Below are 22,072 nucleotides of genomic sequence, written 5' to 3' on the forward strand. Positions count from 1 at the left end.
GTCGCCGCGGACCGGCCAGTGACCGGCTGGAGATCGTGCTCAAGGGCGGGCAGATGGGAGGAGAGGCCTTCTTTGGCCACGTGCGTGATGGAGGCTAGGCAGGGCTCGCTGCCGCAACCATGGGGCAAACCTATAATGCGCGTTGGTCCCGACGGGACACCCTCCCGCCAGGGACAGCGCCCCGCGTGCGCGCTCCGAACTCCTAGACACCATGAGCACACCCACTTTCACCGTTGCCGACATTCGCAAGAGCTTTCTGGACTTTTTCGCATCCAAGGGCCACACCATCGTGGAGTCGAGCCCCCTGGTGCCCGGCAACGATCCGACGCTGATGTTCACCAACTCGGGCATGGTCCAGTTCAAGGACGTGTTCCTGGGCACCGACAAGCGCCCCTACAAGCGCGCCACCTCGGTGCAGACCTGCCTGCGCGCAGGCGGCAAGCACAACGATCTGGAAAACGTGGGCTACACGGCCCGCCACCACACCTTCTTCGAGATGCTGGGCAACTGGTCCTTCGGCGACTACTTCAAGCGCGAGTCGCTCAAGTGGGCCTGGGAGCTGCTGACCGAGGTCTACAAGCTGCCCAAGGAACGCCTGCTGGCCACGGTCTACGCCGAGGACGACGAGGCCTATGACATCTGGACCAAGGAAATCGGCCTGCCGCCCGAGCGCGTGATCCGCATCGGCGACAACAAGGGCGGCCGCTACAAGAGCGACAACTTCTGGATGATGGCCGACACCGGCCCCTGCGGCCCCTGCTCGGAAATCTTCTACGACCACGGCGCGCATGTGGCCGGCGGCCCTCCGGGCAGCCCTGACGAAGACGGCGACCGCTTCATCGAAATCTGGAACAACGTGTTCATGCAGTTCGACATGGACGAGCAGGGCAACGTCAAGCCGCTGCCCGCGCCCTGCGTGGACACCGGCATGGGCCTGGAGCGCCTGGCCGCCATCCTGCAGCATGTGCACAGCAACTACGAGATCGACCTGTTCCAGGCGCTGATCAAGGCCGCTGCGCGCGAGACGCACATCGCCGACATCGAGACCCCCTCGCTCAAGGTGATCGCCGACCACATCCGCGCCACCGCCTTCCTGGTGGCCGACGGCGTGATTCCCTCCAACGAAGGCCGCGGCTACGTGCAGCGCCGCATCGTGCGCCGCGCCATCCGCCACGGCTACAAGCTGGGCCAGAAGACCCCGTTCTTCCACAAGCTGGTCAAGGACCTGGTGGCCGTGATGGGCGATGCCTATCCCAAGATCCGCGAGCAGGAAGCGCGCATCACCGAAGTGCTGCGGGTCGAGGAAGAGCGCTTCTTCGAGACCCTGGCCAACGGCATGGAAATCCTGGACGCTGCGCTGGCCGGTGGCGCCAAGGTGCTGCCCGGCGACGTGGCCTTCAAGCTGCACGACACCTATGGCTTCCCCCTGGACCTGACCAACGACGTCTGCCGCGAGCGCGGCCTGAGCGTGGACGAGGCGGGCTTCCAGACCGCCATGGAAGAGCAGAAGAACAAGGCCCGCGCAGCAGGCAAGTTCAAGATGGACCGCGCCCTGGAATACACGGGCGATGCCAATGCCTTCACGGGCTACCAGAAGCTGGCCGAGGCCGCCAAGGTGGTGGCACTGTATGCCGAAGGCAGCGCCGTGCAGGAACTCAAGGCCGGCCAGAGCGGCGTGGTCGTGCTCGACACCACGCCTTTCTACGCCGAGTCCGGCGGCCAGGTGGGCGACCAGGGTGTGATCAGCACTGCGGGCGCACGCTTCGCGGTCGAGGACACGCTCAAGATCAAGGCCGATGTGTTCGGCCACCACGGCGTGCTGGAGTCCGGCAGCCTCAAGGTGGGCGATGCCGTGCAGGCCGAGGTGGACACGCAGCTGCGTGCGGCCACCATGCGCAACCACTCGGTCACGCACATCATGCACAAGGCCCTGCGCGAAGTGCTGGGCGATCACGTGCAGCAAAAGGGCTCGCTGGTCAACGCCGAGCGCACGCGCTTCGACTTTGCCCATAACCAGCCCGTGACCGCTGAAGAGATCCGCGAGATCGAACGCCGCGTGAACGCCGAGATCCTGGCCAACACGCCCACCGATGCGCGCGTGATGGACATCGAATCGGCCAAGGCCACGGGCGCCATGATGCTGTTCGGCGAGAAGTACGGCGACTCCGTGCGCGTGCTGGACATCGGCAGCAGCCGCGAGCTGTGCGGTGGCACCCACGTGCAGCGCACGGGCGACATCGGCCTGTTCAAGGTGGTGGGCGAAGGCGGCGTGGCCGCTGGCGTGCGCCGCATCGAGGCGGTGACCGGCGAGAACGCGCTGGCCTACCTGCAATCGCTGGAATCCACGGTGGACCAGGCCGCCGCCGCGCTGAAGGCGCCGACGGCCGAGCTGAACACCCGCATCGGCGGTGCGCTGGAGCAGATCCGCGCGCTGGAGAAGGAAGTGGCTGCGCTCAAGGGCAAGCTCGCTTCCAGCCAGGGCGACGAGCTGGCCGGCCAGGCCGTGGACGTCAAGGGCATCAAGGTGCTGGCCGCCAGGCTGGAAGGCGCCGACGCCAAGACCCTGCGCGACACCATGGACAAGCTCAAGGACAAGCTGGGCGCCGCAGCCATCGTGCTGGCCGCCGTCGATGGCGACAAGGTGCAACTGGCCGCAGGCGTGACCAAGGCCGAGACCTCGCGCATCAAGGCTGGCGATCTGGTGAACTTCGTGGCCAGCCAGGTCGGCGGCAAGGGCGGCGGCAAGCCCGACATGGCCATGGCCGGCGGCACGGACGCTTCGGGCCTGCCCGCGGCGCTGGCCGGTGTGCAGGCCTGGGTGGCAGAGCGCGTCTGACCCAGCTGCGCGGCAGATGATTCCTGCTGCCCCTTCTTCGGGACGCCCCGGTGGACTCCACCGGGGCGTCTTGCCGTGGGCGCTGCGTATGACCTGCATGGCCTGGGTGATGGGCGTGCTGGCGCAATCGGCCGCTGCCGCCGCGCAAAGCGTGGTCTTCATCAACCCCGGCCGGTCTGACGAGCGCTACTGGACCACGGTCAGCGAGGCCATGCAGGACGCGGCCAGCAGCCTGGGCATGCAGCTGCAGGTGCGCTATGCCCAGCGCGACCACCTGCGCCCCATCGAGATTGCGCGCCAGATTGCCGCCTTGCCCAAGGCGCAGCGGCCCCGCTACGTGATGTTTACCAACGACTACAGCGTGGCGCCTGAAATCCTGCGCACGCTGGAGGCCGCAGGCATCGACAGCTTCATGGCCTTCAGCGGCGTGCCCGAGACGTTGCGCGGCCAGACCGGCGTGGCGCGAGAGCGCTATCGCCACTGGCTGGGCAGCCTGGAGCCGGGCGCCGAGGAGGCCGGCTACCTGACCGCCAAGTCACTGTTCGCCGCTGCGCGGGCATCGGGCCAGGCGCGTGCGGCCGATGGCCGGCTGCACATGGTGGCCATTGCCGGGGACCGCTCCACGCCCTCCTCGGTGGAGCGCAATGCCGGCATGCGCCGTGCGGCGGCCGAGGCCAGCGACGTGGTGCTGCAGCAGGAAGTCTTTGGCGAATGGCGCCGCGAACGCGCCGAGCAGCAGGCGGCCGTGCTGTTCCAGCGCTATCCCGAGGTGCGCCTGGTCTGGGCGGGCAACGATGAGATGGCCTTTGGCGCCATGCAGGCCTGGCGCGCGCGGGGCGGCTCGCCGGGGCGTGACGCCTTCTTCAGCGCCATCAATTCATCGGCCGCCGCCATGACGGCGCTGCGCACGGGCGAGCTGTCGGCGCTGGCGGGCGGCCATTTCCTGACCGGCGCCTGGGCCCTGGTCATGCTCTACGATCATGCGCACGGCACCGATTTCGCCTCCGAAGGGCTGGAGCAGGTGCGGCCTATGTTCACGCTGCTGGACAAGTCCCAGATCGACCGCTACGAGCACAGGATCAGCGCGCCGCTGGCCCCTCTGGACTTTCGCAGCTACAGCAAGCACCTCAATCCCCGGCTGCGGCGCTACGGATTCGAGCTCAAGCACCTGCTGCGCTGAGCGCCTTCCATGCCCCGCTTCCGTTCGATCGCCTCCCTGCTGATCCTGCGCATCATGCTGCTGGCCGTGGCCTGCATGCTGGTGTTTGGCGGCGCCCACGCCTGGTGGGAGTACCGCAAGGGGCAGCAGGAGTTTCGCCGCTCCATGGAGACGCTGGTGGCCAACAGCATGATCTCGCTGTCCGCCGCGCTGTGGGACATAGAGCCGGCCCTGGTGCGCGAGCAGGTGCAGTGGCTGGGCAAGCTGCCCCTGGTGGGACATGTGCAGCTGCGCGTCACCTCCACGGGCGAGATGTACGAGGCGGGCGAGCCCAGGGATGGCCGCGCGCCCGCCGTGTCCATGCTCATTCCGGCACCGCGTCACAGCCAGTCCAGCCTGCCGCTGGGCGAACTGCAGGTCTGGGAGAACCGGGGCCACTACCTGGAGGTGCTGCGCGACTCCACGCTGCGCGTGCTGCTGGGCTATGCGCTGTTCACGGCCCTGGTCTGCCTGATGGTGGCCTGGGTGATGCGCAGGGAGCTGCGCCAGCCGCTGCAGCAGATTGCGGGCTTTGCGGCCAACCTCAAGCCCAATGAGTTGTCGAGGCCCTTGGTGCTGGAGCGGGCGCGGCGCGGGCAGCGCGACGAGATCGACATGGTGGTGCAGGGCTTTGGCCAGTTGCAGCATGACCTGCGCGGCCACATCGAGCATTTGGACCTGCTGGTGGCCCAGCGCACGGCCCAGCTGGAGGAGCTGGTGGAAGAGGTCAAGCGCATGTCGCTGACCGATGCGCTGACCGGATGCCTCAACCGCCGCGCCATGGACGAGCGCCTGGCCTCCGAGGTCGCCCAGGGCCAGCGCCTGGGTGCGGCCCTGAGCGTGATGTTCGTGGATGTGGACCGCTTCAAACAGGTCAATGACAGGCACGGCCATGCCGCAGGCGATGCCGTGCTGCGCGAAGTGGCACTGCGTTGCCGGCACGCACTGGAGCGGGAGCCTTCGGCGCAATGGATGGCGCGCTATGGCGGTGAGGAGTTCCTGATCGTGATGCCCGGTGTGGCTGCGGCCCAGGCCTGGGCGCTGGCCGGGCAGCTGCGCGAGGCCATACGCTCCACGCCCATACAGGTCCATGGCCTGGAGCTGGCGGCGACGGCCAGCTTTGGCGTGGCGCAACTGCAGGGCGCCGAGAGCGCGCAGGAACTGCTGCAGCGCGCCGATGCCATGCTCTACGAGGCCAAGCACGCCGGGCGCGACTGCGTGCGCGTGGCCGGCCTCGCCTGAACGGCACGGCGCCAGGGCCGACTCAGAACAGTTCGATATCGTTGCTGTTCACCTGGGGGGCCAGCAGCCCCTGGGTGATCAGATCACCGTAGTACCAGGTCTGGTTGCGGCCATGCTCCTTGGCGTGGTAGAGGGCCTGGTCGGCATGGCCCAGCACCTCCACGGGTGCGCCCGTGCCCATGGCGGCAAAGCCCGTGCTCACGGTGATGCGGCCGACCTGGGGGAACTCGTAGCTCTCCACGTCGTGGCGCAGGCGCTCCAGCGCCTTGCGGGCATTGACCAGGCTGACCGAGCGCAGCAGCACCACGAATTCCTCGCCGCCGAAGCGGAAGACACGGTCCTTGGCGTCGAAGCAGCTGCGCAGGATGTTGGCCACCAGGATCAGCACCTCGTCGCCATACAGGTGGCCAAAGCGGTCATTGATGCGCTTGAAATGGTCGATGTCGATGGCGGCCAGCCACTGGCCGGGAACGTCTTCCGTGGCCACGCCCGGCATGGCCATCGGCGCCTCCTGCAGCGACAGGCGCAGGAACTGCTCGTCGAAGGTCTTGCGGTTGAGCAGGCCGGTCAGCGCATCGCGTTCGCTGTAGTCCAGCAGGCTCTGGTAGTTGTGATAGACGCCGAAGATGCCCTGGATCACATCGAGCCGGCTGGGCGAGAAGGCCGTGGACTGCGTGATCTCCAGGCAGTGGTAGGCCGTCTCCTGGCGCCACAGCGGCAGCCACAGCACGTGCTGGCCATCGGGCTGCACGGCCGAGGCGATGAGGGCGCGCTGCTGCAGAGCCTGCTGCAGCGCGGGCATGGAGGCCAGCTCCACGCTTTGCGGGTCGTACAGGGCCTCGGCATCGGTGGACATGACCTGATCGCCCTGGCTCCAGGTGCGCGCACGCACGCAGTGCCTGCCGTCGGGCATGGCGAACAGCTCCAGCGCCCGCACCTGCACCACGCCATTGAGCTTGAACAGGGTGGACAGCACCGAGATTTCCAATCGCAGATGGTCCCTGTGGGCCGTCATCTCGACCAGATTCTGTAGCAATGGCTGCATGCGAGGCCTTGTATTGGAAGAGGGCGCGACCGGCTCAGCGGCGCTCAAACACCAGATCCCACACACCGTGGCCCAGGCGGATGCCACGGTTTTCGAACTTGGTCAGCGGCCGGTAGTCGGGCTTGGCGGCATAGCCTTCGGCCGTGTTGGTCAGCAGGGGTTCCGCGCCCAGCACTTCCAGCATCTGCACCGCATAGGGCTCCCAGTCGGTGGCGCAGTGGATGTAGCCACCGGGACGCAGCCGGCGTGCCAGCTTGGCCACCAGAGGCTCCTGGATCAGGCGGCGCTTGTTGTGCTTTTTCTTGTGCCAGGGATCGGGGAAGAAGATGTGGATGCCGTCCAGGCTGGCCTCGGGCAGCATGTTGTCGATGACTTCGACGGCGTCGTGCTGCAGGATGCGGATGTTGGTGATGTCCTGCTCGCCAATGCGCTTGAGCAGGGCGCCCACGCCGGGCTCGTGCACCTCGCAGCACAGGAAGTTGTCATCGGGGCGCACGCGCGCAATGTGCGCCGTGGCCTCGCCCATGCCGAAGCCGATCTCCAGGATCAGGGGTGCCTGGCGGCCATAGGTGGCCGAGGCATCCAGCGGCGCGGCCTGGTAGTTCAGCACGAAGCGCGGACCCAGCTCCTCGAAGGCCTTGGCCTGGCCTGTCGTGGTGCGGCCGGCGCGGCGCACATAGCTCTTGATGGTCTTGGGATGGGCCACGCCCTCGGGCGGCTGGCCGGTACGGGCGGCCGCAGGTGTGGAGGGCGAAGAGGAATCGTGCGGCGCACCGGGGGCAGCGGACATGGTGTTCGGGGTATCGCCGTCCATGGACTGCTCGGCTTGGGGGGAAGAAATTGGGTTCACGGGCTCAATTGTATGTATGGCGCCAGCCCCTGACCCAGAACTGCAGCGCTTCGCCCAATGCGGCCTGGGGTGATGGCTGGGGCAGTCCCAGGTGGGCGGCTGCGGTACGCAGCGCGGTCACGGGGGCGCTCAGGTCCAGTGCAGGGGCGCCGTGCTGCTTGGAAAGCTTTTCGCCGTCGGGCATGAGCACCAGCGGCGTGTGCAGGTACTGCGGGTGACCTATGCCCAGGGCGCGCTGCAGCAGCATCTGGCGGGGCGTATTGTCGGCGAGGTCGGCGCCGCGCACCACATGGGTGATGCCCTGCAGGCCGTCATCGACGACCACGGCCAACTGGTAGGCCCACAGGCCGTCGGCCCGGCGCAGGACAAAGTCGCCCACGCCGTGGATCACATCCTGCTGCTGGGCGCCCAAGCGGCGGTCCTGCCAGTGCAGCACGGGGTCGTGGCGGGTGAAGCGGTCCAGCGCAAAGCGCCAGGCCCGGGCGCTCTTGCCGTGCAGGCCGTCGCGGCAGGTGCCGGGGTAGGGCCGCTCCACATGGCGCTCATGGGCCCAGCCCAGGTTTTCCCAGGCTGCCTCGATGTCCTTGCGCGTGCAGCCGCAGGGATAGGCCAGGCCGCCGGCCTTGAGCCGCTCCAGTGCGCTTTCGTAGAAGGTGTGGCGGCGGGATTGCCAGACAGGCTCTTCGTCCGGCAGCAGGCCGCAGGTGGCAAGCTGGTTCAGGATGGCGGTGTCGGCACCGGGCTGGCAGCGCGGAGGGTCTATGTCCTCGATGCGCACCAGCCAGCGGCCGCCATGGGCGCGTGCATCCAGCCAGCTGGCCAGCGCCGCCACCAGGGAGCCGGCATGCAGCAGGCCCGTGGGTGAGGGCGCAAACCGGCCGACATACGGGGATGGGGCGGGTGCGGAGCCGGTCTCGGCGGATTCAGGGGCGGCGGGAATCATCGGGGCCGGATGTTAAGGCCTTGCGCCGCCCCCTGCCAGGACCTGGTGGCCTGGTTCAGTCTGCAACCAACGCCAGGGCCATTTCCAGTCCCGAGACAAAGGCATCCTCCACGCGGCGGCCAATGCACCAGTCGCCGCACAGGCCCAGGCCCGCATCCTTGTTGCGCAAATGGCTGCGGCCCAGCGGCGACAGGGTCTGCGCATGGGGCCAGAGGTAGACGCTGGCATGGCGGGGAGGGATGCGGATGCGCGTGATCTCGCCAAAGGCCTTCTGCATCTTGGCCAGCACGCGCGGGGCGTCGTCGGCGCGGTGCTCCTGCGACCATTGGGGGCTGGCCAGCACGGTCCAGCGTTCGCTTTGGGAGCGGCCCGGCTTGGAGGATTCACGTGCCACCCAGACCGCGCGCTCATGCGTGGTGCGGGCCGCATTCCACTGCGGCCCCAGGGTGGACAGGCCGGCCTCGGTGGCCATGGGGTAGGACAGCGTCAGCGCCCAGCAGGGCGCCATTTCCACGGCCGCCATGCCCTGCACCAGCGACAGGGCCAGGGGCGTGGTCTGCAGCAGCTGGCGCGCCTGGGGCGCGGGCAGGGCGAGTATCACTTCATCGAATCCCGTGCGGATCTGCGTGGTCGGCTCGGTCGTCTCCACATGCAGGCTCCAGCCCTGCGATCCGGGCTGGCGTTCGAGCTTGGTCACGCGCTGGCCCAGGTGCAGGCGGTCCGCATCCCACAGCGGCGCGGCCCAGGCCAGCGGCAGGGCCTGCATGTCGGGCGTGGCCACCCAATGGGCTTCGGTGGGTGCGGGGGCGGCGCTGGACTGGCGGCCCTGCGCATCCAGCACGCGCAGCGTGCTCACGCTCCAGGGGCGGCACAGGCCGGGCACGGTCTGCAGGGCCAGCTCGAAGCGCTTGTCGCGCACGGTGAAATACTGCGCGCCGATGTCGAAGGCGCCATGCGCGGCGTTGACCGAGCGCATGCGCCCGCCCACCTGGGGCAGCCGCTCGTAGACATGGACATCGTGGCCGGCCTGCATCAGCGTGCGTGCGCAGGCCAGGCCCGCCATGCCGGCGCCAATCACGGCAATGCGGCGTGCGCCGGCCTTGGGGCGCGCCTTGGAGGCTTCGGGGGGCTTGGTGGCCTTTTTCTTGACCGTGGACTTGGAGGCAGCGCGGGAAGCGTTCATGGAGCAGACCTTTGCGGGCAGTGGCAGATTCCGGGAAGCATGTCCTTTCCGGCCTGTTGCACCGCAGCGGCGTGGCAGGCCGGGACCTGTAACCACTCTACACCCGCGAAGACCGCCCGGCGGCGTGCGCCAGCTCAATGTCGGTGATGATTTTCCATGAGAGCGCGGCGCGTGGCGGGGCTCTCCAACTGCTGCAGCCACCACTGCAGCGCACGTGGCGGAACCTGCTGCGGCGGGCAGGACCATGCGTAGTGCACGCGCACATTGCGCGAGGGCCGGGCGACCTGGCGCGTCACCAGCAGGCCGGCCTGCACATACACATCGGCCATGAAATGGGGCAGGAAGCCGCAGCCTATGCCGCGCACCTGGGCCTCGATCTTGGCCTGCATGGAGTCCACGGTGAAGATGTCCTGGCCGCTGAGCAGGCCCATGCTGGCGCTGTCGCGCAGGCCTGAATCGGCCACGGCGATGATGCGGTGCTGCAGCAAGGTGGCGTCGGTGATGGGCTCGGGCGCCGTGGCCAGCGGATGGTGGGGCGCCACGGCAAAGACAAAGTCCAGCTCGCCCAGCTCGCAGGCCTGCAGGCCCGCCACGTTGCTGGAGTTGACCGCCACCCCGATGGCCAGGTCGGCCCGGCCCGAGGTCAGCGTCTCCAGCGTGCCGGTGAGGATGCCGTCGCGCAGCTTCAGCCGCGTGGGTGGCTGCATGGCGTAGAAGGCCTCGACCAGCTCCAGCATCGGCGTGCGCGCCACGGCACCATCGACCACGATGGTCAGGTGCGGCTCCCAGCCCGTGGCCACGCGGCGCACGCGATGCGCCACGGTGTCGATCTCATGCAGCAGGCGCACCCCCTCGCGCAGCAGCTCCCGGCCGGCCTCGGTGGGCTGGGCGTGGCGCGAGCGTCGGTCGAACAGCAGCACGTCCAGCGCATCTTCGATTTGGCGCACACGGTAGGTCAGGGCACTGGGCACCAGGCCCAGCTGGCGTGCAGCGGCGGCAAAGCTGCCGGCCTCGGCAATGGCCTGGAGCATGGCCAGGCTGTCGGGGGTGAGCACGTCGCGGGGGCTGGGCATGGGGCGTTATGGCTTCAAAAGCTTTGAATGATGCCATCAATCCTGCTGCGCCTTGCCTGCGGCAGCGGCTTCTACAGTGGAGCCATCGACGCAAGAGTTTCGAAGATCTGACATGTTGGAAAGGGACAAAAACATGATCGCCCTGCGCAAATCCCGGGAACGCGGCCATGCCGACCATGGCTGGCTGCGCTCGCACCACAGCTTCTCGTTTGCGGGCTACCATGATCCGCGCCACATGGGCTTTGGCAACCTGCGCGTGATCAACGAAGACCACATCGCCCCGGGCACGGGCTTCGGCTCCCATGGCCACAAGGACATGGAGATCATCAGCTACGTGCTCGAAGGCCGGCTCTCGCACAAGGACAGCATGGGCAACGAGCAGACCATCTCGCCCGGCGAGGTGCAGCGCATGAGCGCCGGCTCGGGCGTGGTCCACAGCGAGCACAACCATGCGCCGGGCCAGACCACGCATTTCCTGCAGATATGGCTGCTGCCCAGCGAAACGGGCATTGCGCCCGGCTATGCGCAAAAAGCCTTTGCCGACGAGGAAAAGCGCGGCCGGCTGCGCCTGGTGGCCTCGCCCGATGGCGCCGAGGGCTCGGTCAGCGTCCATGCCGATGCCCGGCTGTATGCCGGGCTGTTCGACGGCGATGAGCAGGCCGAACTGGAACTGCCCGCCGGCCGCAAGACCTATGTGCACCTGGTGCGCGGCGCGCTGAGCGTCAATGGGCAACGGCTGACAACGGGCGATGCGGCCCTTGTGGAGAATGAACCGCGACTGCGCCTGCACGACGGGGAACAGTCCGAGGTCCTGGTCTTCGATCTGCAAGCCTGAGAGCGTGCACAGCACGCTCTGAAGATTCACGAGGAGTACCCATCATGTTGAACCGTCTGAGCAACCCGCTGGCGCTGGCCGGCCGCATCCTGATCGCGCTGATGTTCGTGCCTGCGGGTTTTCAGAAAATCGGAGGCTTCGCCGGGACCGTGGGCTATGCCGCATCGGTAGGCATGCCCATGCCGCAGATCGGCGTGGCCATTGCCCTGGTGGTGGAGATCGTCGGCGGCCTGGCCTTGCTGCTGGGCTGGTGCACGCGCTGGGCGGCCCTGGTGCTGGCGTTCTTCACGCTGGTGGCCAGCTTCTTCTTTCACACCTACTGGAGCGTGCCGGCCGACGCGGCCATGATGCAGCAGCTGCTGTTCTGGAAGAACATCGCCGTGACTGGCGGCCTGCTGGGCTTTGCCGCCCACGGTGCCGGCGGCTGGAGCGTGGATGCGCGCCGCCATTGAGTGGGTCGGGCAGCGTTGGCCATGCCCTGATTTTTGTTAGGCTACTGCCTTGAGTGGGCCCCGCAGCAGCGCTGCGGGGCCCTTTGGCGTGGATGGATTGATGAATGCGGCGCTGGCTGGCCTGTGGCTGCGCAGGGCGTCCGAGGATTGGATTTCTTGTATGGCAGATATCGTGGTGGTCTACCACTCGGGTTACGGACACACCCAGCGCATGGCCCAGGCCGTGGCCGACGGCGCAGGCGCGCGCATGCTGTCGATCGACAGCGACGGCCAGCTGCCTGCGGGTGGCTGGGAGTTGCTGGCGGCGGCAGACGCCATCGTCTTTGGATCGCCCACCTACATGGGCGGACCGAGCTGGCAGTTCAAGCGCTTTGCCGATGCCTCTTCCAAGCCGTGGTTCGTGCAGGCCTGGAAGGACAAGCTGTTCGCCGGCTTCACCAACAGTGCCAGCGTCAACGGCAACAAGCAGACCACGCTGGACTACCTGTTCCAGCTGGCCATGCAGCATGGCGGCCTGTGGGTGGGCAGCGGCATGCTGCCGTCCAACGCGCGCGCCGCGCAGCGCAATGACCTCAACTGGATAGGCGCCTTCAGCGGTGCCATGGCGCAATCGGCCTCGGATGCCTCGGCCGCCGAGATGCTGCCGGGCGACCTGGAGACGGCGCGCGTGTTCGGCGAGCGCGTGGCGCAGCAGGCGCTGCGGCTGATGCGCCAGGCCGGCGCGGCTTGATCGGCCGTCCCCACTGAACCTCACGCCCCCAGCCGGTCCAGCAGGCTGTACCAGGCCACTCCCGCCGCTATGTACAACCGTTGCAGCCCATGCAGCGGTATCGGCTGAATCGGCGTTACCGGAAAGGGGCAGGCCGGCGCATTTCCGCCGGCCATCAGCGCGGCCGCCTCCCGCCCCAGCAGGGTGGCCATGGCAATGCCGCGGCCGTTGTAGCCCAGGGCCATGGTGATGCCGGGGGCAGGCTGGTGCAGGTGGGGCATGAAGTCGCGTGTGACGGCGATGCGCCCAGCCCAGCGGTACTCGTATTGGAGGGGGCCCAGGCCGGGAAACATCAGCGCCACGGCGCGTTCCAGATGGGCATAGTCGCCTGCGCCCTGCGGGTCCGCAAAATGGCCGCGCCCGCCCATGAGCAGACGGCCTTGTGCGTCCTTGCGAAAGTACAGCAGCAGGCGCTGCGAGGTCGAGCCTGTCTCGCCCCCGGGCAGGATGTGCGTGCCCGCCTTGCCCAGGGGCTGCGTGGCCACGATGAAGCTGTTGGCTGCCAGCACCGTGCGCGCCAGACCAGGCCACAGGCCATCGGTATAGCCGTTGGTGCCCAGCAGCACCTGCCTGGCCTGTATGCGGTGACCCTGGGCCGTGGTGGCGACCCAGTGGTCCGTGCCCTGGCGCTCCAGTGCCAGCACGGGCGATTCGCTGTGAACCTGCACGCCCAGGGCCTGTGCGGCGCGCACCAGTCCGCGCACGTAGGCCAGGGGCTGTATGGCGCCGGCGCGTCCATCCAGCCAGCCGCCGGCAAAGGCGGGCGTGCCTGTGCGTGCTGCCGTGGCAGCGCGGTCCAGCAGTTCCACGCGCACGCCGCGCCGTTCCCACTGCCGGGCGCGTGCGTGCATGCCGTCCACCGCCTGCTGGGTGTATCCGACCTGCAGCCAGCCGGCACGCACGGGCGCGCAGTCGATGCCGTGCCGTTCGATCAACCCGTACACAAGGTCGGCCGAGCGGGAGACGGCGTCGATCAGCCGCTCGCCACGAGCGGCGCCGTGGATGCGCTGCAGTTCGTCGGGGTCGTACTTGAGGGTGGGGTTCACCTGGCCGCCATTGCGGCCCGACGCACCCCAGCCGGGAGCATGGGCGTCAAGCACGCACACGCTGGCGCCGCTTTCGGCCAAATGCAGTGCTGCCGACAGGCCGGTATATCCCGCGCCGATCACCAGCACGTCGGTGGTGGTCAGCGGTGCCGCCAGCGGTGGCGTGGGCGGTGCGGCGGGTGCGGTGGCTGCCCACAGCGATGGCGCTGACGGGTGCGACAGCACGGGGCGTACCGACGAAGACGATGCGATGGAGGCGGTAGCTGCCTTCGTCATGCCGCACCTTCTGATGGCGCACAGTGCTGGTGCAGCACGCGCCGCAGGAAGTCCTGCGTGCGTGCATGGCGCGGTGCGCCCAGCACCTGGGCCGAAGGGCCTTCCTCCACGATGGTGCCGCCATGCAGAAAGCACACGCGGTCGGCCACCTCGCGAGCAAAGGCCATCTCGTGCGTGACCACGATCATCGTCATGCCTTCTTCGGCCAGCTGGCGCATCACGCCCAGCACGTCGCCCACCAGTTCTGGGTCCAGGGCCGAAGTGGGTTCGTCGAACAGCATGGCCTCGGGCTTCATGGCCAGGGCGCGGGCAATGGCCACCCGCTGCTGCTGTCCGCCCGACAGCTGTGCGGGCCAGGCCTGTGCCTTGTCTGCCAGGCCTACCTTGCGCAGCAGCTCCAATGCCTCGGCATGGGCCTGGCCGGGAGCCTGGCCCTTCACATGGATGGGGCCTTCCATCACGTTCTGCACCACGGTGCGGTGCGGGAAGAGGTTGAAGCGCTGGAAGACCATGCCCATGCGGCTGCGCAGCGCGTGGATGGACGGCGCGCGTGTGTCCACGCACTCCCCGAAGGCACGCACCTCGCCGCCCTGGTACGACTCCAGGCCGTTGATGCAGCGCAGCACCGTGGACTTGCCTGATCCCGAAGGGCCGATCAGGCACACCACTTCTCCACGTGCCACGCGCAGGTTGACGCCCCGCAGCACGCGATGCTCGCCGTAGGCCTTTTCCAGGTGGTCGATCTCGATCATGGCGACTTCCTCCCCGCTCCAAAGCGCTTCTCCAGACGCCTGAGCCCCCATACCAGCGGCAGGCTCATGGCCAGGTAGAGCAGGGCGACCAGGGTGTAGACCGTCATGTTCTGGAAGGTGGACGCTGCGATCAACTGGCCCTGGCGCGTCATCTCGGCCACGGTGATGGTGGAGACAAGGGACGAGTCCTTGAGCATCATCACCAGGGTGTTGCCGTAGGGCGGCAGCGCAATGCGGAATGCCTGCGGCAGCACCACGCGGCGCATGAGCAGGGCGGGTCGCATGCCCATGGCCAATGCGGCTTCCCGCTGGCCTGGGTCCACCGCCTCGATGCCGGCGCGGAAGTTCTCTGCCTGATAGGCCGAATAGGCAATGCCCAGGCCGATCACGCCGGCCTGGAATGCGGTGAGCTGGATACCGACCTCGGGCAGCACGAAGTAGATGTAGAACAGCTGCACGATGATGGGCAGGCCCCGTATCACATTGACCACGGTCGATGCGGCCCACGAGACGGCGCGCACGGGTGAGAGCTTGCCCAGCGCCAGCACCAGTCCGATCGCGCTGGACAACAGGAACGACAGCGCGGTGACCTGCACCGTGACCACCGCTCCTTGCAGCAGGATGGGCAGGAACTCTCGCGCGTGCTGCACAAATGCTTGCATGGCGTACTTTCCTCGAAGGTGTCATTGCCGTGCATTGCGCGGCAAGGGGGGTGATGCGCGAGGCGATCCGGTGGGCGTCCGATGTCCTCAGATGCCCCACTTCTTGACGATCTGGGCCAGGGTGCCGTCTGCCTTGATGGTGGCGATGGCCTTGTTCAGGCGGGCCAGGGTTTCGGTGTCACCCTTGCGCACCACCAGGCACACATCCCCCACGTTGGAGGGCTTGTAGCTTTCGGCCAGCTTCACGCCCTGGAAGCTGTGCTGGCGTATCTGGTAGGCAATGATGGGCTGGTCACCCAGCCCTGCCTTGATGCGGCCAAGCGCCAGATCGCGCGTCATGTCGGCTACCGAGTCGTAGCTGCGCACTTCCCTGAAGATGCCCTTTTTCTGCAGCAGGTCGTAGAACACCGTGCCCACCTGGGCACCGACGACCTCGCCCTTGAGGTCGTCCAATGACACATAGGCCTTGGCATCGTCGGCCTTGACGATCAGGCCCTCGCCGTAGGAGTAGACCGCATCGCTGAAATCCACCACCTGCTGGCGTGCGGCGGTCTTGAGCATGGCGACCGAGATGATGTCGATCTTGCTGGATGTGAGCGAGGGGATCAGCGCCGCAAAGCTGGTCTGCTGCACATGGGCCTGGAAGCCTCCCGCCTTGGCCACGGCCTGCATGGTGTCGACCATCATGCCCTGGATGCTGTTGCTCTTGACGTCCAGAAAGGTGAACGGAATGCCGGTGGGCGTGGCGCCCACGTTGTAGCTGGCCGGGGCGCTGCCGCCTTGCGCTGCAGCCAGCGCGACGGCGCCGGCGGCACACATGCCCAGGGCGAGGTGGAGGACGCGGTGGACAAAACCTGGCATTGCCTGACTCCTTGGCGTGAACGACGGAAGGAAACAGCAGGGACAGGTCACCTTGGGGGCAGCCCCTCGCCTGCAGTGGAGAATTCTCGGAACCGCGCCAATGATCAATGTGGATGAATCTTTAGGAAATAAGAGAAAACCACTAAGCAATTCAAAGAAATCGATATGCGATTCTTTGGAAGTGGATGCCTATACTTGCGCCATGCAAGCAACGCCTCAACCCGCTTCGTCACCGATGGATGACGACACCAACCCACTGTTCAACCAGTCGCTGGAGAAGGGCCTGGCCGTGCTCTGCGCCTTCAGCGCGCAGCACCGGAGCATGACGCTGGCCGATGTGGCTGCCGCTGCGGGCATCAACAAAAGCTCGGCGCAACGCATGGTGTTCACGCTGGAGCAACTGGGCTATGTCCGCAAGCATCCGCAAACCCGGCGCTACCAGCTCGCGCCGCGCGTCATGCGCGTGGGCTACAACTACCTGGCGGCCAATCCGGTGATCGACCTGGCCAATCCGTATCTTTCGGAGCTGACCAAGATCACGACCGAGACCACCTGTCTGACCGAGCCCGACGGGCTGGAGATGGTCTACGTGGCACGCTTCATCAGCGCCCAGTTTGTGCCGGTGCACATGCCCATTGGCAGCCGCATCCCCATGTACTGCACTGCCTCGGGGCGAGCCTGGCTGAGCGCACTGCCCGATGAAGAAGCCCTGGCCCTGCTGCGCCAGAGCGAGCGAACCGCGCACACACGTTTCACCATCACGGACGAGGCCGCCATCCTCGATGAGCTGGCCCAGGCGCGTCGGCGCGGCTATGCCATCAACCGGGAGGAACTCTTTCTGGGCGACATGACGCTGGGCGCGCCCGTCATCGGCAGCCATGGCCGCCCCGTGGCTGCCGTGCACATCGTCGCGCCGACCAGCCGATGGACGGTGGAGGAAGCGCAAGCCCGCCTGGGCCCAGGGCTGCTGGCCTGCGCCCGCTCGCTCAGCAACTCGGTGCGTGCCCTGGGTTGAACAGCGGCCGATGCGGCGGTCGGTGCAGCTGCATTGGTGTCGCACGCCGCAAGCGTGGCGTGCATGCCCCGGGGCTTCAAGTCAGGGCTGGGGGACCGGTCTATGGAGACGGAGTCTCCTGGGCCTTCGGATGCTCCAGCTGGGGTGCGGCCGACAGGTCCGCGTCCACGGCCCGGCGCTCGTCAAAGACGAAGCAGCCGCCGTCATAGAAGGCGCCGTCGGTTTCCTCGAAGTACTTGAGGATGCCGCCTTCCAACTGGTAGACATGCTCCAGGCCTTCGTCCCGCATCAGGATGGCGGCCTTCTCGCAGCGTATGCCGCCCGTGCAGTAGCTGACCACGGTCTTGTCGGCCAGCTCGGCCTTGTGGGCGCGCAGCGCGGGCGGGAACTCGGTGAACTTGGTGATGCGCCAGTCGATGGTGTCCTTGAAGGCGCCGGCATCGACCTCGAAGTCGTTGCGCGTGTCCAGCGTCACCACCTCGCGGCCCTCGTCATCGTGGCCCTGTTCCAGCCAGCGGCGCAGCGTGGCGGGGCTGACCGATGGCGCGCGGCCCTCTGCCGGGCGGATGGTGGGGTGGTCCATGCGGATGATCTCGCGCTTGACCTTGACCAGCATCTTGCGAAACGGCACGGTGTCGGACCAGCTCTCCTTGGGGGCCAGGTCGGCAAAGCGCTCATCGGCGCGCAACTGGTCAACGAAGCTGTGAACCGCCTGGGCGGGGCCGGCCAGGAAGAAGTTGATGCCTTCCTCGGCCAGGAGGATGGTGCCCTTGAGCGCCAGGGCCTGGGCGCGTTCGGCCAGGGTGTCGCGCAGCGCCGCTGCATCGGGCAGCGGCGTGAACTTGTAGCAGGAAATATTGAGGATGTCGGACACGGGCAGGCAGGCGGGTGCGGCACAGGCCGCGGGTTGGATCGGGGCGCCGGCGAGAGGCGACCCGATCAGCCGCCCGACACCAGCAGGGCCTTGATTTTATTGGCCAGCTGGGCCACTGCCAGCGAAGCCGGTGCGCCGGGCATGGACTGCAGCAGCAACTGGCGGCGCATCACCGCCTCGCGCACGGCCGGGTCGGATGGAATATCGCCCAGGTGCGTGAGCCGCAATGGCTCGCCGGAGGCCGTGTTGACAAAGCGGTTGAGCACCTGCTGCAGCTGGCCCGTGATGGCGCGGCCATCTCCGGGGCGTGCCGCCTGGTTGATGGCCAGGCGGATCTGCTGGCGTTTTTGCTGGATGGCCAGCACCTTGATGGCCGCATAGGCATCGGTCAGCGAGGTGGGCTCGGGCGTGGCGATGACCAGCACCTCGGTGGCCATGGACACGGAGAACAGCACCACGTCCGAGATGCCTGCGCCGGTGTCCAGCAGCACGATGTCGTAGCGCGGGGCCAGTGTCTCGATGGTGTGCGTGAACTGCTGGCGGATCTCGGGCGTGAGCCGCGAGTACTCGATCATCCCGGAGCCGGCCAGCAGCACCGAGTAGCCGCCGGGCGCGGGCAGGATGGCTTCCTCCAGCGAGGAACGGCCGGTGAATACATCGTGCAGCGTGACCTTGGGGTAGAGGTTGAGCACCACATCCAGGTTGGCCAGACCCAGGTCGGCGTCAAGCACCAGGACCTTGAGGCCATGGCGTGTCAGCGCTGCGGCCAGATTGGCCGAAACGAAGGTCTTGCCCACGCCGCCCTTGCCGCTGGTCACGGCGATGATGTGTCCGCGCGGCTTGGCGCGCACGGCATCGCTCATCGGAACGGCAGCGGGCAGGGAGGGGTGGGGAATGGCGTTGTCGCTTACCACCTGGCTATCAGCGGAGTCCATCTTCGGGGTCCACATCGGTTGCAATATCTGGATTCAGCCCATTGTCAAACGGGGACGGGGCATACAAAGGTCCGAAAAGCAGGCTTTTTTCCTCCGCGCTTACCGTACTGTCAGGTTGTTCTTCAATGTGCACGCGGTTGCGGCCGGCGGATTTGGCCAGGTACAACTGTTTGTCGGCACGCTCGGTCCACAAGGTTGTGGTGCTGCGTATCCACTGCAGCGCATAGGCGCCGCCGATGCTGATGGTGATCTGCAGTGTCAGCGTGGGTGAGATGACCACCGGCATGCGCTCGATGGCGCTGCGTATGCGTTCGGCCACGGAGACACCGAAGGTCGCAGGGCAGGCGGGCAGCACGATGGCGAATTCCTCTCCTCCGTAGCGGGCCAGAGTGTCCATGGGGCGCACGCAATTGGTCAGGGTACGGGCCACCGACTGCAGAACCCGGTCGCCCACGATATGGCCGTGCTGGTCGTTGATCTGCTTGAAATGGTCGATGTCCAGCATCAGCATCAGGGCCGCTTCGCCAGACCGCGCCACGCGGTCGATCTCGCGCTCTGCAATGGTGCGGAAATGGCGGCGGTTGGCCAGCCCCGTGAGCGGGTCGCGCAGCGACAGCGAGCACAGTTCATCGATCAGCGCCTGCAGATATCGCGTCGGCGAATCCGTGGGCAGATGGACCGCCCCACCAGCGTGGGTAACCAGCGCGTGGGCTGTGGCCAGGCGCAGGTCGCGCAGGTATACGGATTGGTGGGATGCGGGGGCAGTCACGGAGGGCTGAATGAAAAGCCAGTGAAGTGTATCAGTGTGTAGGCTCGATTGTCGCCGCGCCGGCATCGACTTTTGCACCATCGGAGGTAACAGATGTTGATCCTGGTGCAGGCACGAACGGCGGCAGGGCAAGGGCGGCGAGGAATTCCGCATCGGTGCGGTACAGCCGCAGGTGCGGTCCGCGGTGCAGGGCGCCCGCCCGCAGCAGCACCTGTTCGGCCGGCAGCTTCAGGCCCACCACATGCAGCACGCCGCTGCGCTTGGCCGCCAGCAGTTGCAGGCGCACGAAGGTCTCCACGCCCGTCACGTCGATGCGGTTGATGGGCTGGGCCAGCAGGCACAGATGGTGTGTCTCCGGGCGCAGCGCCCATTCGTCACCGATACGACGCTCCAGGGCCGAGGCCGAGCCGAAGTCCAGCTCGGCATCCATGCGCAGGGCCAGCAGGCCCGGCGCCAGCGGCGGCAGTTGCCAGAGGTTGCGGTCGCGCAGGCTGCCGTCGGGATGCTGGCCCACTTCGATGATGCGCGGATGCAGGCGCTGGTAGAGGAAGTAGCCCAGGCTCAGCACAATGCCCGCGAACACGCCCCAGTACATGCGCGGCGCCGTGACGATGGTCAGCAGCAGCGTGGCCAGCGCAATGCTGCCCTCCACGCGCGACACCTTGAACAACTGCAGCAGCACGCGCGGCTTGACCAGGTTGACCACGGCCGTGATCACGATGGCCGCCAGCGCCGCCTTGGGCACGTGGTACAGCGCCGGGATGAACCACAGCACCACGATGACCACCAGCAGGATGGAGAACACGTTGGACCAGCCTGTCTTGGCGCCGGCCAGCAGGTTCACGGCCGAGCGCGAGAACGAGGCGCTGGTGGCAAAGCTGCCGAACAGGCCTGCACTGATCTTGGACAGCCCCTGGGCGACCAGGTCCTGGTTCTCGTTCCAGCGCGTGCCGGCCTGCTGATGCTCCACCTGGGCGCTGGAGGCCGTCTCCAGAAAGCTCACCAGCGAGATCACCAGCACCGGCATCACCAGGGCGCCGAACTCGTCCCAGCTCAGCAATCCCGGCAATTGGAAGCTGGGCAGGCCTGCCGGCAGGTGGCCGACCACGGCGCCACCGTTATCGGCAAAGTCCGTGGCCCAGCTGATCACGCCGGTCAGCGCAATGATGAAGATGGCCGAGGGAAAGGCCGCACGCCAGCGCTTGGCCAGCACCAGCAGCGCAATGCTGGCAATGCCGTAGAGGATGGACTGCCAGTCGAAAAGCTGCAGCGAAGGCGTGTTCCAGACCGCGCTCCAGGTCGAACGCAGTCCCAGCAGGGTGGGCAACTGCGAGGCCAGGATCAGCAGCGCTGCCGCCTGTGTGAAACCCGTGAGCACGGGCGAGGTCACCAGGTTGAGCAGCCAGCCGGCGCGCATCAGGCCCAGCGACCACTGCACCAGGCCCGAAAGAATCGCCATCCAGGCGGCCAGGGCCACCCAGTGCGCGGAGCCGGGTTCGGCCAGGCCCGTGAGGGAGGCGCCGATCAGCAGTGCACTCAAGGCGGTGGGCCCCACACCCAGGCGCGGCGAGCCGCTGAACATCACGGCCACCAGGGCAGGGACGATGGAGGCGTAAATGCCGGTGATCAGCGGCATGCCGGCAAGCGCTGCATAGGCCACGCCCTGGGGCAGAAGCATCAGACCAACGGTGAGACCTGCCCAGAACTCCCCGCGCAGCACGGCTGCCGAGGGTTTGGGCCATGCCAGGAAGGGAAACCAGCGCGCCAGGGAATGCATGGCCGCTATTGTCATGCTAACTGGATGGTGCCGGGATGTTCGGGCTTGTCCTACAGGCGCTTGCGTCGGCGTCGTATGGGTTTGTCCCAGGGCCATAAATAAAGTCGAGGCCTGTGTTGACCGCCTCACAACTATTCAAGGAGTAACCGCATGACTTTCATCACCCAACGCTGCTGCCACATCCTCGCCGTGTCCGCCCTGGCCTTCGGCCTCGCCGCATGCGGCAAGACCGAAGACACTGCCGGCCAGAAGCTCGACTCCGCCGTCCAGCAGTCCCAGCAGGCCGCGCAAAGCGCAGGCCAGAAGATCGACAACGCCATGAGCAGCGCCGGCACCAAGATCGAGGAAGGCGCGATGAAGGCCGAAACGGCCACCAACAACGCCATGAGCCAGGCAGGCGCCGCGCTCGACGATGCAGGCATCACCGCCCAGATCAAGGCCGACCTGATCAAGGAACCCGATATTTCCGCCCTCAAGATCGACGTGGACACCAAGGCCGGCGCCGTCACGCTGACCGGCTCGGTGCCCAGCGATGCGCTCAAGATGCGCGCCGGCGACATTGCCAAGGCCGTCAAGGGCGTGAACAACGTCAGCAACATGCTGGAGATCAAGGCCAGCTGATCGCAGCCACCGGCTTTGCTCCCCCAATGAAAACCAGGCGCTTCGTCCGCCTGGTTTT

Annotated in this window: 21 protein-coding genes; 8 read left to right on the forward strand and 13 right to left on the reverse strand. The window is 67.1% G+C overall.

From position 1 onward, the window contains the following. Nucleotides 1–211 precede the first annotated feature (211 nt). The 3 genes from alaS to ACM14_RS13055 all read left to right on the forward strand — a co-directional run bounded on the left by alaS (nt 212) and on the right by ACM14_RS13055 (nt 5,276). Nucleotides 212–2,836 carry an alanine--tRNA ligase gene (gene alaS, locus ACM14_RS13045; protein ID WP_065346358.1) on the forward strand — a complete coding sequence of 875 codons (2,625 nt, stop codon included), beginning with the start codon at nt 212–214 and terminating at the stop codon, nt 2,834–2,836. Nucleotides 2,837–2,924: 88 nt separating this feature from the next. Further along, the gene (locus ACM14_RS13050; RefSeq protein ID WP_065346359.1) at nt 2,925–4,016 is read left to right on the forward strand and encodes an ABC transporter substrate-binding protein; all 1,092 of its coding nucleotides are present in this window, start codon (nt 2,925–2,927) and stop codon (nt 4,014–4,016) included. A gap of 9 nt (nt 4,017–4,025) precedes the next feature. Beyond that, nucleotides 4,026–5,276 (forward strand): sensor domain-containing diguanylate cyclase, encoded by a 1,251-nt coding sequence (locus ACM14_RS13055; RefSeq protein WP_065346360.1) that lies wholly within the window; start codon nt 4,026–4,028, stop codon nt 5,274–5,276. A 22-nt stretch (nt 5,277–5,298) separates the two neighbouring features. Here ACM14_RS13055 and ACM14_RS13060 read toward each other — a convergent pair whose 3' ends face one another. The 5 genes from ACM14_RS13060 to ACM14_RS13080 form a co-directional block, all read right to left on the reverse strand. After that, the gene (locus tag ACM14_RS13060; protein WP_013802165.1) at nt 5,299–6,321 is read right to left on the reverse strand and encodes a GGDEF domain-containing protein; all 1,023 of its coding nucleotides are present in this window, start codon (nt 6,319–6,321) and stop codon (nt 5,299–5,301) included. A 34-nt stretch (nt 6,322–6,355) separates the two neighbouring features. Further along, nucleotides 6,356–7,135, reverse strand: a complete 780-nt coding sequence (gene trmB, locus ACM14_RS13065; RefSeq protein ID WP_065346361.1) for a tRNA (guanosine(46)-N7)-methyltransferase TrmB — start codon at nt 7,133–7,135, stop codon at nt 6,356–6,358. Between the two features lie 40 nt (nt 7,136–7,175). Further along, nucleotides 7,176–8,114, reverse strand: a complete 939-nt coding sequence (gluQRS, locus tag ACM14_RS13070; RefSeq protein WP_065346362.1) for a tRNA glutamyl-Q(34) synthetase GluQRS — start codon at nt 8,112–8,114, stop codon at nt 7,176–7,178. A gap of 55 nt (nt 8,115–8,169) precedes the next feature. After that, nucleotides 8,170–9,297 (reverse strand): NAD(P)/FAD-dependent oxidoreductase, encoded by a 1,128-nt coding sequence (locus ACM14_RS13075; protein ID WP_065346363.1) that lies wholly within the window; start codon nt 9,295–9,297, stop codon nt 8,170–8,172. A 134-nt stretch (nt 9,298–9,431) separates the two neighbouring features. Next, nucleotides 9,432–10,370 (reverse strand): LysR family transcriptional regulator, encoded by a 939-nt coding sequence (locus ACM14_RS13080; protein WP_065346364.1) that lies wholly within the window; start codon nt 10,368–10,370, stop codon nt 9,432–9,434. A gap of 133 nt (nt 10,371–10,503) precedes the next feature. On the opposite strand from ACM14_RS13080, the gene ACM14_RS13085 reads away from it, so the two are divergent. The 3 genes from ACM14_RS13085 to ACM14_RS13095 all read left to right on the forward strand — a co-directional run bounded on the left by ACM14_RS13085 (nt 10,504) and on the right by ACM14_RS13095 (nt 12,387). Continuing rightward, nucleotides 10,504–11,205 carry a pirin family protein gene (locus tag ACM14_RS13085; RefSeq protein WP_034394356.1) on the forward strand — a complete coding sequence of 234 codons (702 nt, stop codon included), beginning with the start codon at nt 10,504–10,506 and terminating at the stop codon, nt 11,203–11,205. 44 nt (nt 11,206–11,249) lie between these two features. After that, the gene (locus ACM14_RS13090) at nt 11,250–11,657 is read left to right on the forward strand and encodes a DoxX family protein (protein ID WP_012205870.1); all 408 of its coding nucleotides are present in this window, start codon (nt 11,250–11,252) and stop codon (nt 11,655–11,657) included. A 160-nt stretch (nt 11,658–11,817) separates the two neighbouring features. Next, nucleotides 11,818–12,387, forward strand: a complete 570-nt coding sequence (locus ACM14_RS13095) for a flavodoxin family protein (RefSeq protein WP_034394353.1) — start codon at nt 11,818–11,820, stop codon at nt 12,385–12,387. A 20-nt stretch (nt 12,388–12,407) separates the two neighbouring features. Here the strand turns inward: ACM14_RS13095 and ACM14_RS13100 are convergent, their stop codons facing one another. From ACM14_RS13100 to ACM14_RS13115, 4 genes are all read right to left on the reverse strand, one after another. Beyond that, complete coding sequence (locus tag ACM14_RS13100) at nt 12,408–13,748, reverse strand: FAD-binding oxidoreductase (protein ID WP_065346365.1); 1,341 nt, start codon at nt 13,746–13,748, stop codon at nt 12,408–12,410. Continuing rightward, complete coding sequence (locus tag ACM14_RS13105) at nt 13,745–14,500, reverse strand: amino acid ABC transporter ATP-binding protein (RefSeq protein WP_063325444.1); 756 nt, start codon at nt 14,498–14,500, stop codon at nt 13,745–13,747. Before ACM14_RS13105 ends, ACM14_RS13100 begins: the two co-directional genes overlap by 4 nt. After that, the gene (gene ehuD, locus ACM14_RS13110; protein WP_016451664.1) at nt 14,497–15,162 is read right to left on the reverse strand and encodes an ectoine/hydroxyectoine ABC transporter permease subunit EhuD; all 666 of its coding nucleotides are present in this window, start codon (nt 15,160–15,162) and stop codon (nt 14,497–14,499) included. The genes ACM14_RS13105 and ehuD overlap by 4 nt, the downstream gene beginning before the upstream one ends. Nucleotides 15,163–15,249: 87 nt before the next feature. Then, nucleotides 15,250–16,023 (reverse strand): ABC transporter substrate-binding protein, encoded by a 774-nt coding sequence (locus tag ACM14_RS13115; protein WP_065346366.1) that lies wholly within the window; start codon nt 16,021–16,023, stop codon nt 15,250–15,252. 235 nt (nt 16,024–16,258) lie between these two features. On the opposite strand from ACM14_RS13115, the gene ACM14_RS13120 reads away from it, so the two are divergent. Then, entirely contained in the window at nt 16,259–17,038 is a 780-nt protein-coding gene (locus ACM14_RS13120; RefSeq protein WP_065346367.1) for an IclR family transcriptional regulator, read from the forward strand. Between the two features lie 100 nt (nt 17,039–17,138). Here the strand turns inward: ACM14_RS13120 and ACM14_RS13125 are convergent, their stop codons facing one another. The 4 genes from ACM14_RS13125 to ACM14_RS13140 all read right to left on the reverse strand — a co-directional run bounded on the left by ACM14_RS13125 (nt 17,139) and on the right by ACM14_RS13140 (nt 21,393). Continuing rightward, entirely contained in the window at nt 17,139–17,912 is a 774-nt protein-coding gene (locus ACM14_RS13125; protein WP_065346368.1) for a sulfurtransferase, read from the reverse strand. A gap of 65 nt (nt 17,913–17,977) precedes the next feature. After that, nucleotides 17,978–18,847 (reverse strand): MinD/ParA family protein, encoded by an 870-nt coding sequence (locus tag ACM14_RS13130; RefSeq protein WP_013802173.1) that lies wholly within the window; start codon nt 18,845–18,847, stop codon nt 17,978–17,980. After that, entirely contained in the window at nt 18,834–19,697 is an 864-nt protein-coding gene (locus ACM14_RS13135; RefSeq protein WP_013802174.1) for a GGDEF domain-containing protein, read from the reverse strand. Before ACM14_RS13135 ends, ACM14_RS13130 begins: the two co-directional genes overlap by 14 nt. After that, nucleotides 19,648–21,393, reverse strand: coding sequence for a SulP family inorganic anion transporter (locus ACM14_RS13140; protein WP_065346369.1), 1,746 nt, complete (start codon nt 21,391–21,393; stop codon nt 19,648–19,650). The genes ACM14_RS13135 and ACM14_RS13140 overlap by 50 nt, the downstream gene beginning before the upstream one ends. Nucleotides 21,394–21,543: 150 nt before the next feature. Between ACM14_RS13140 and ACM14_RS13145 the strand changes: the two genes are divergently transcribed. Then, entirely contained in the window at nt 21,544–22,014 is a 471-nt protein-coding gene (locus ACM14_RS13145; RefSeq protein ID WP_013802176.1) for a BON domain-containing protein, read from the forward strand. Nucleotides 22,015–22,072 lie beyond the last annotated feature (58 nt).

This window comes from Delftia sp. JD2 (assembly GCF_001682645.1).
GTDB classification, from domain to species: domain Bacteria; phylum Pseudomonadota; class Gammaproteobacteria; order Burkholderiales; family Burkholderiaceae_C; genus Comamonas; species Comamonas acidovorans.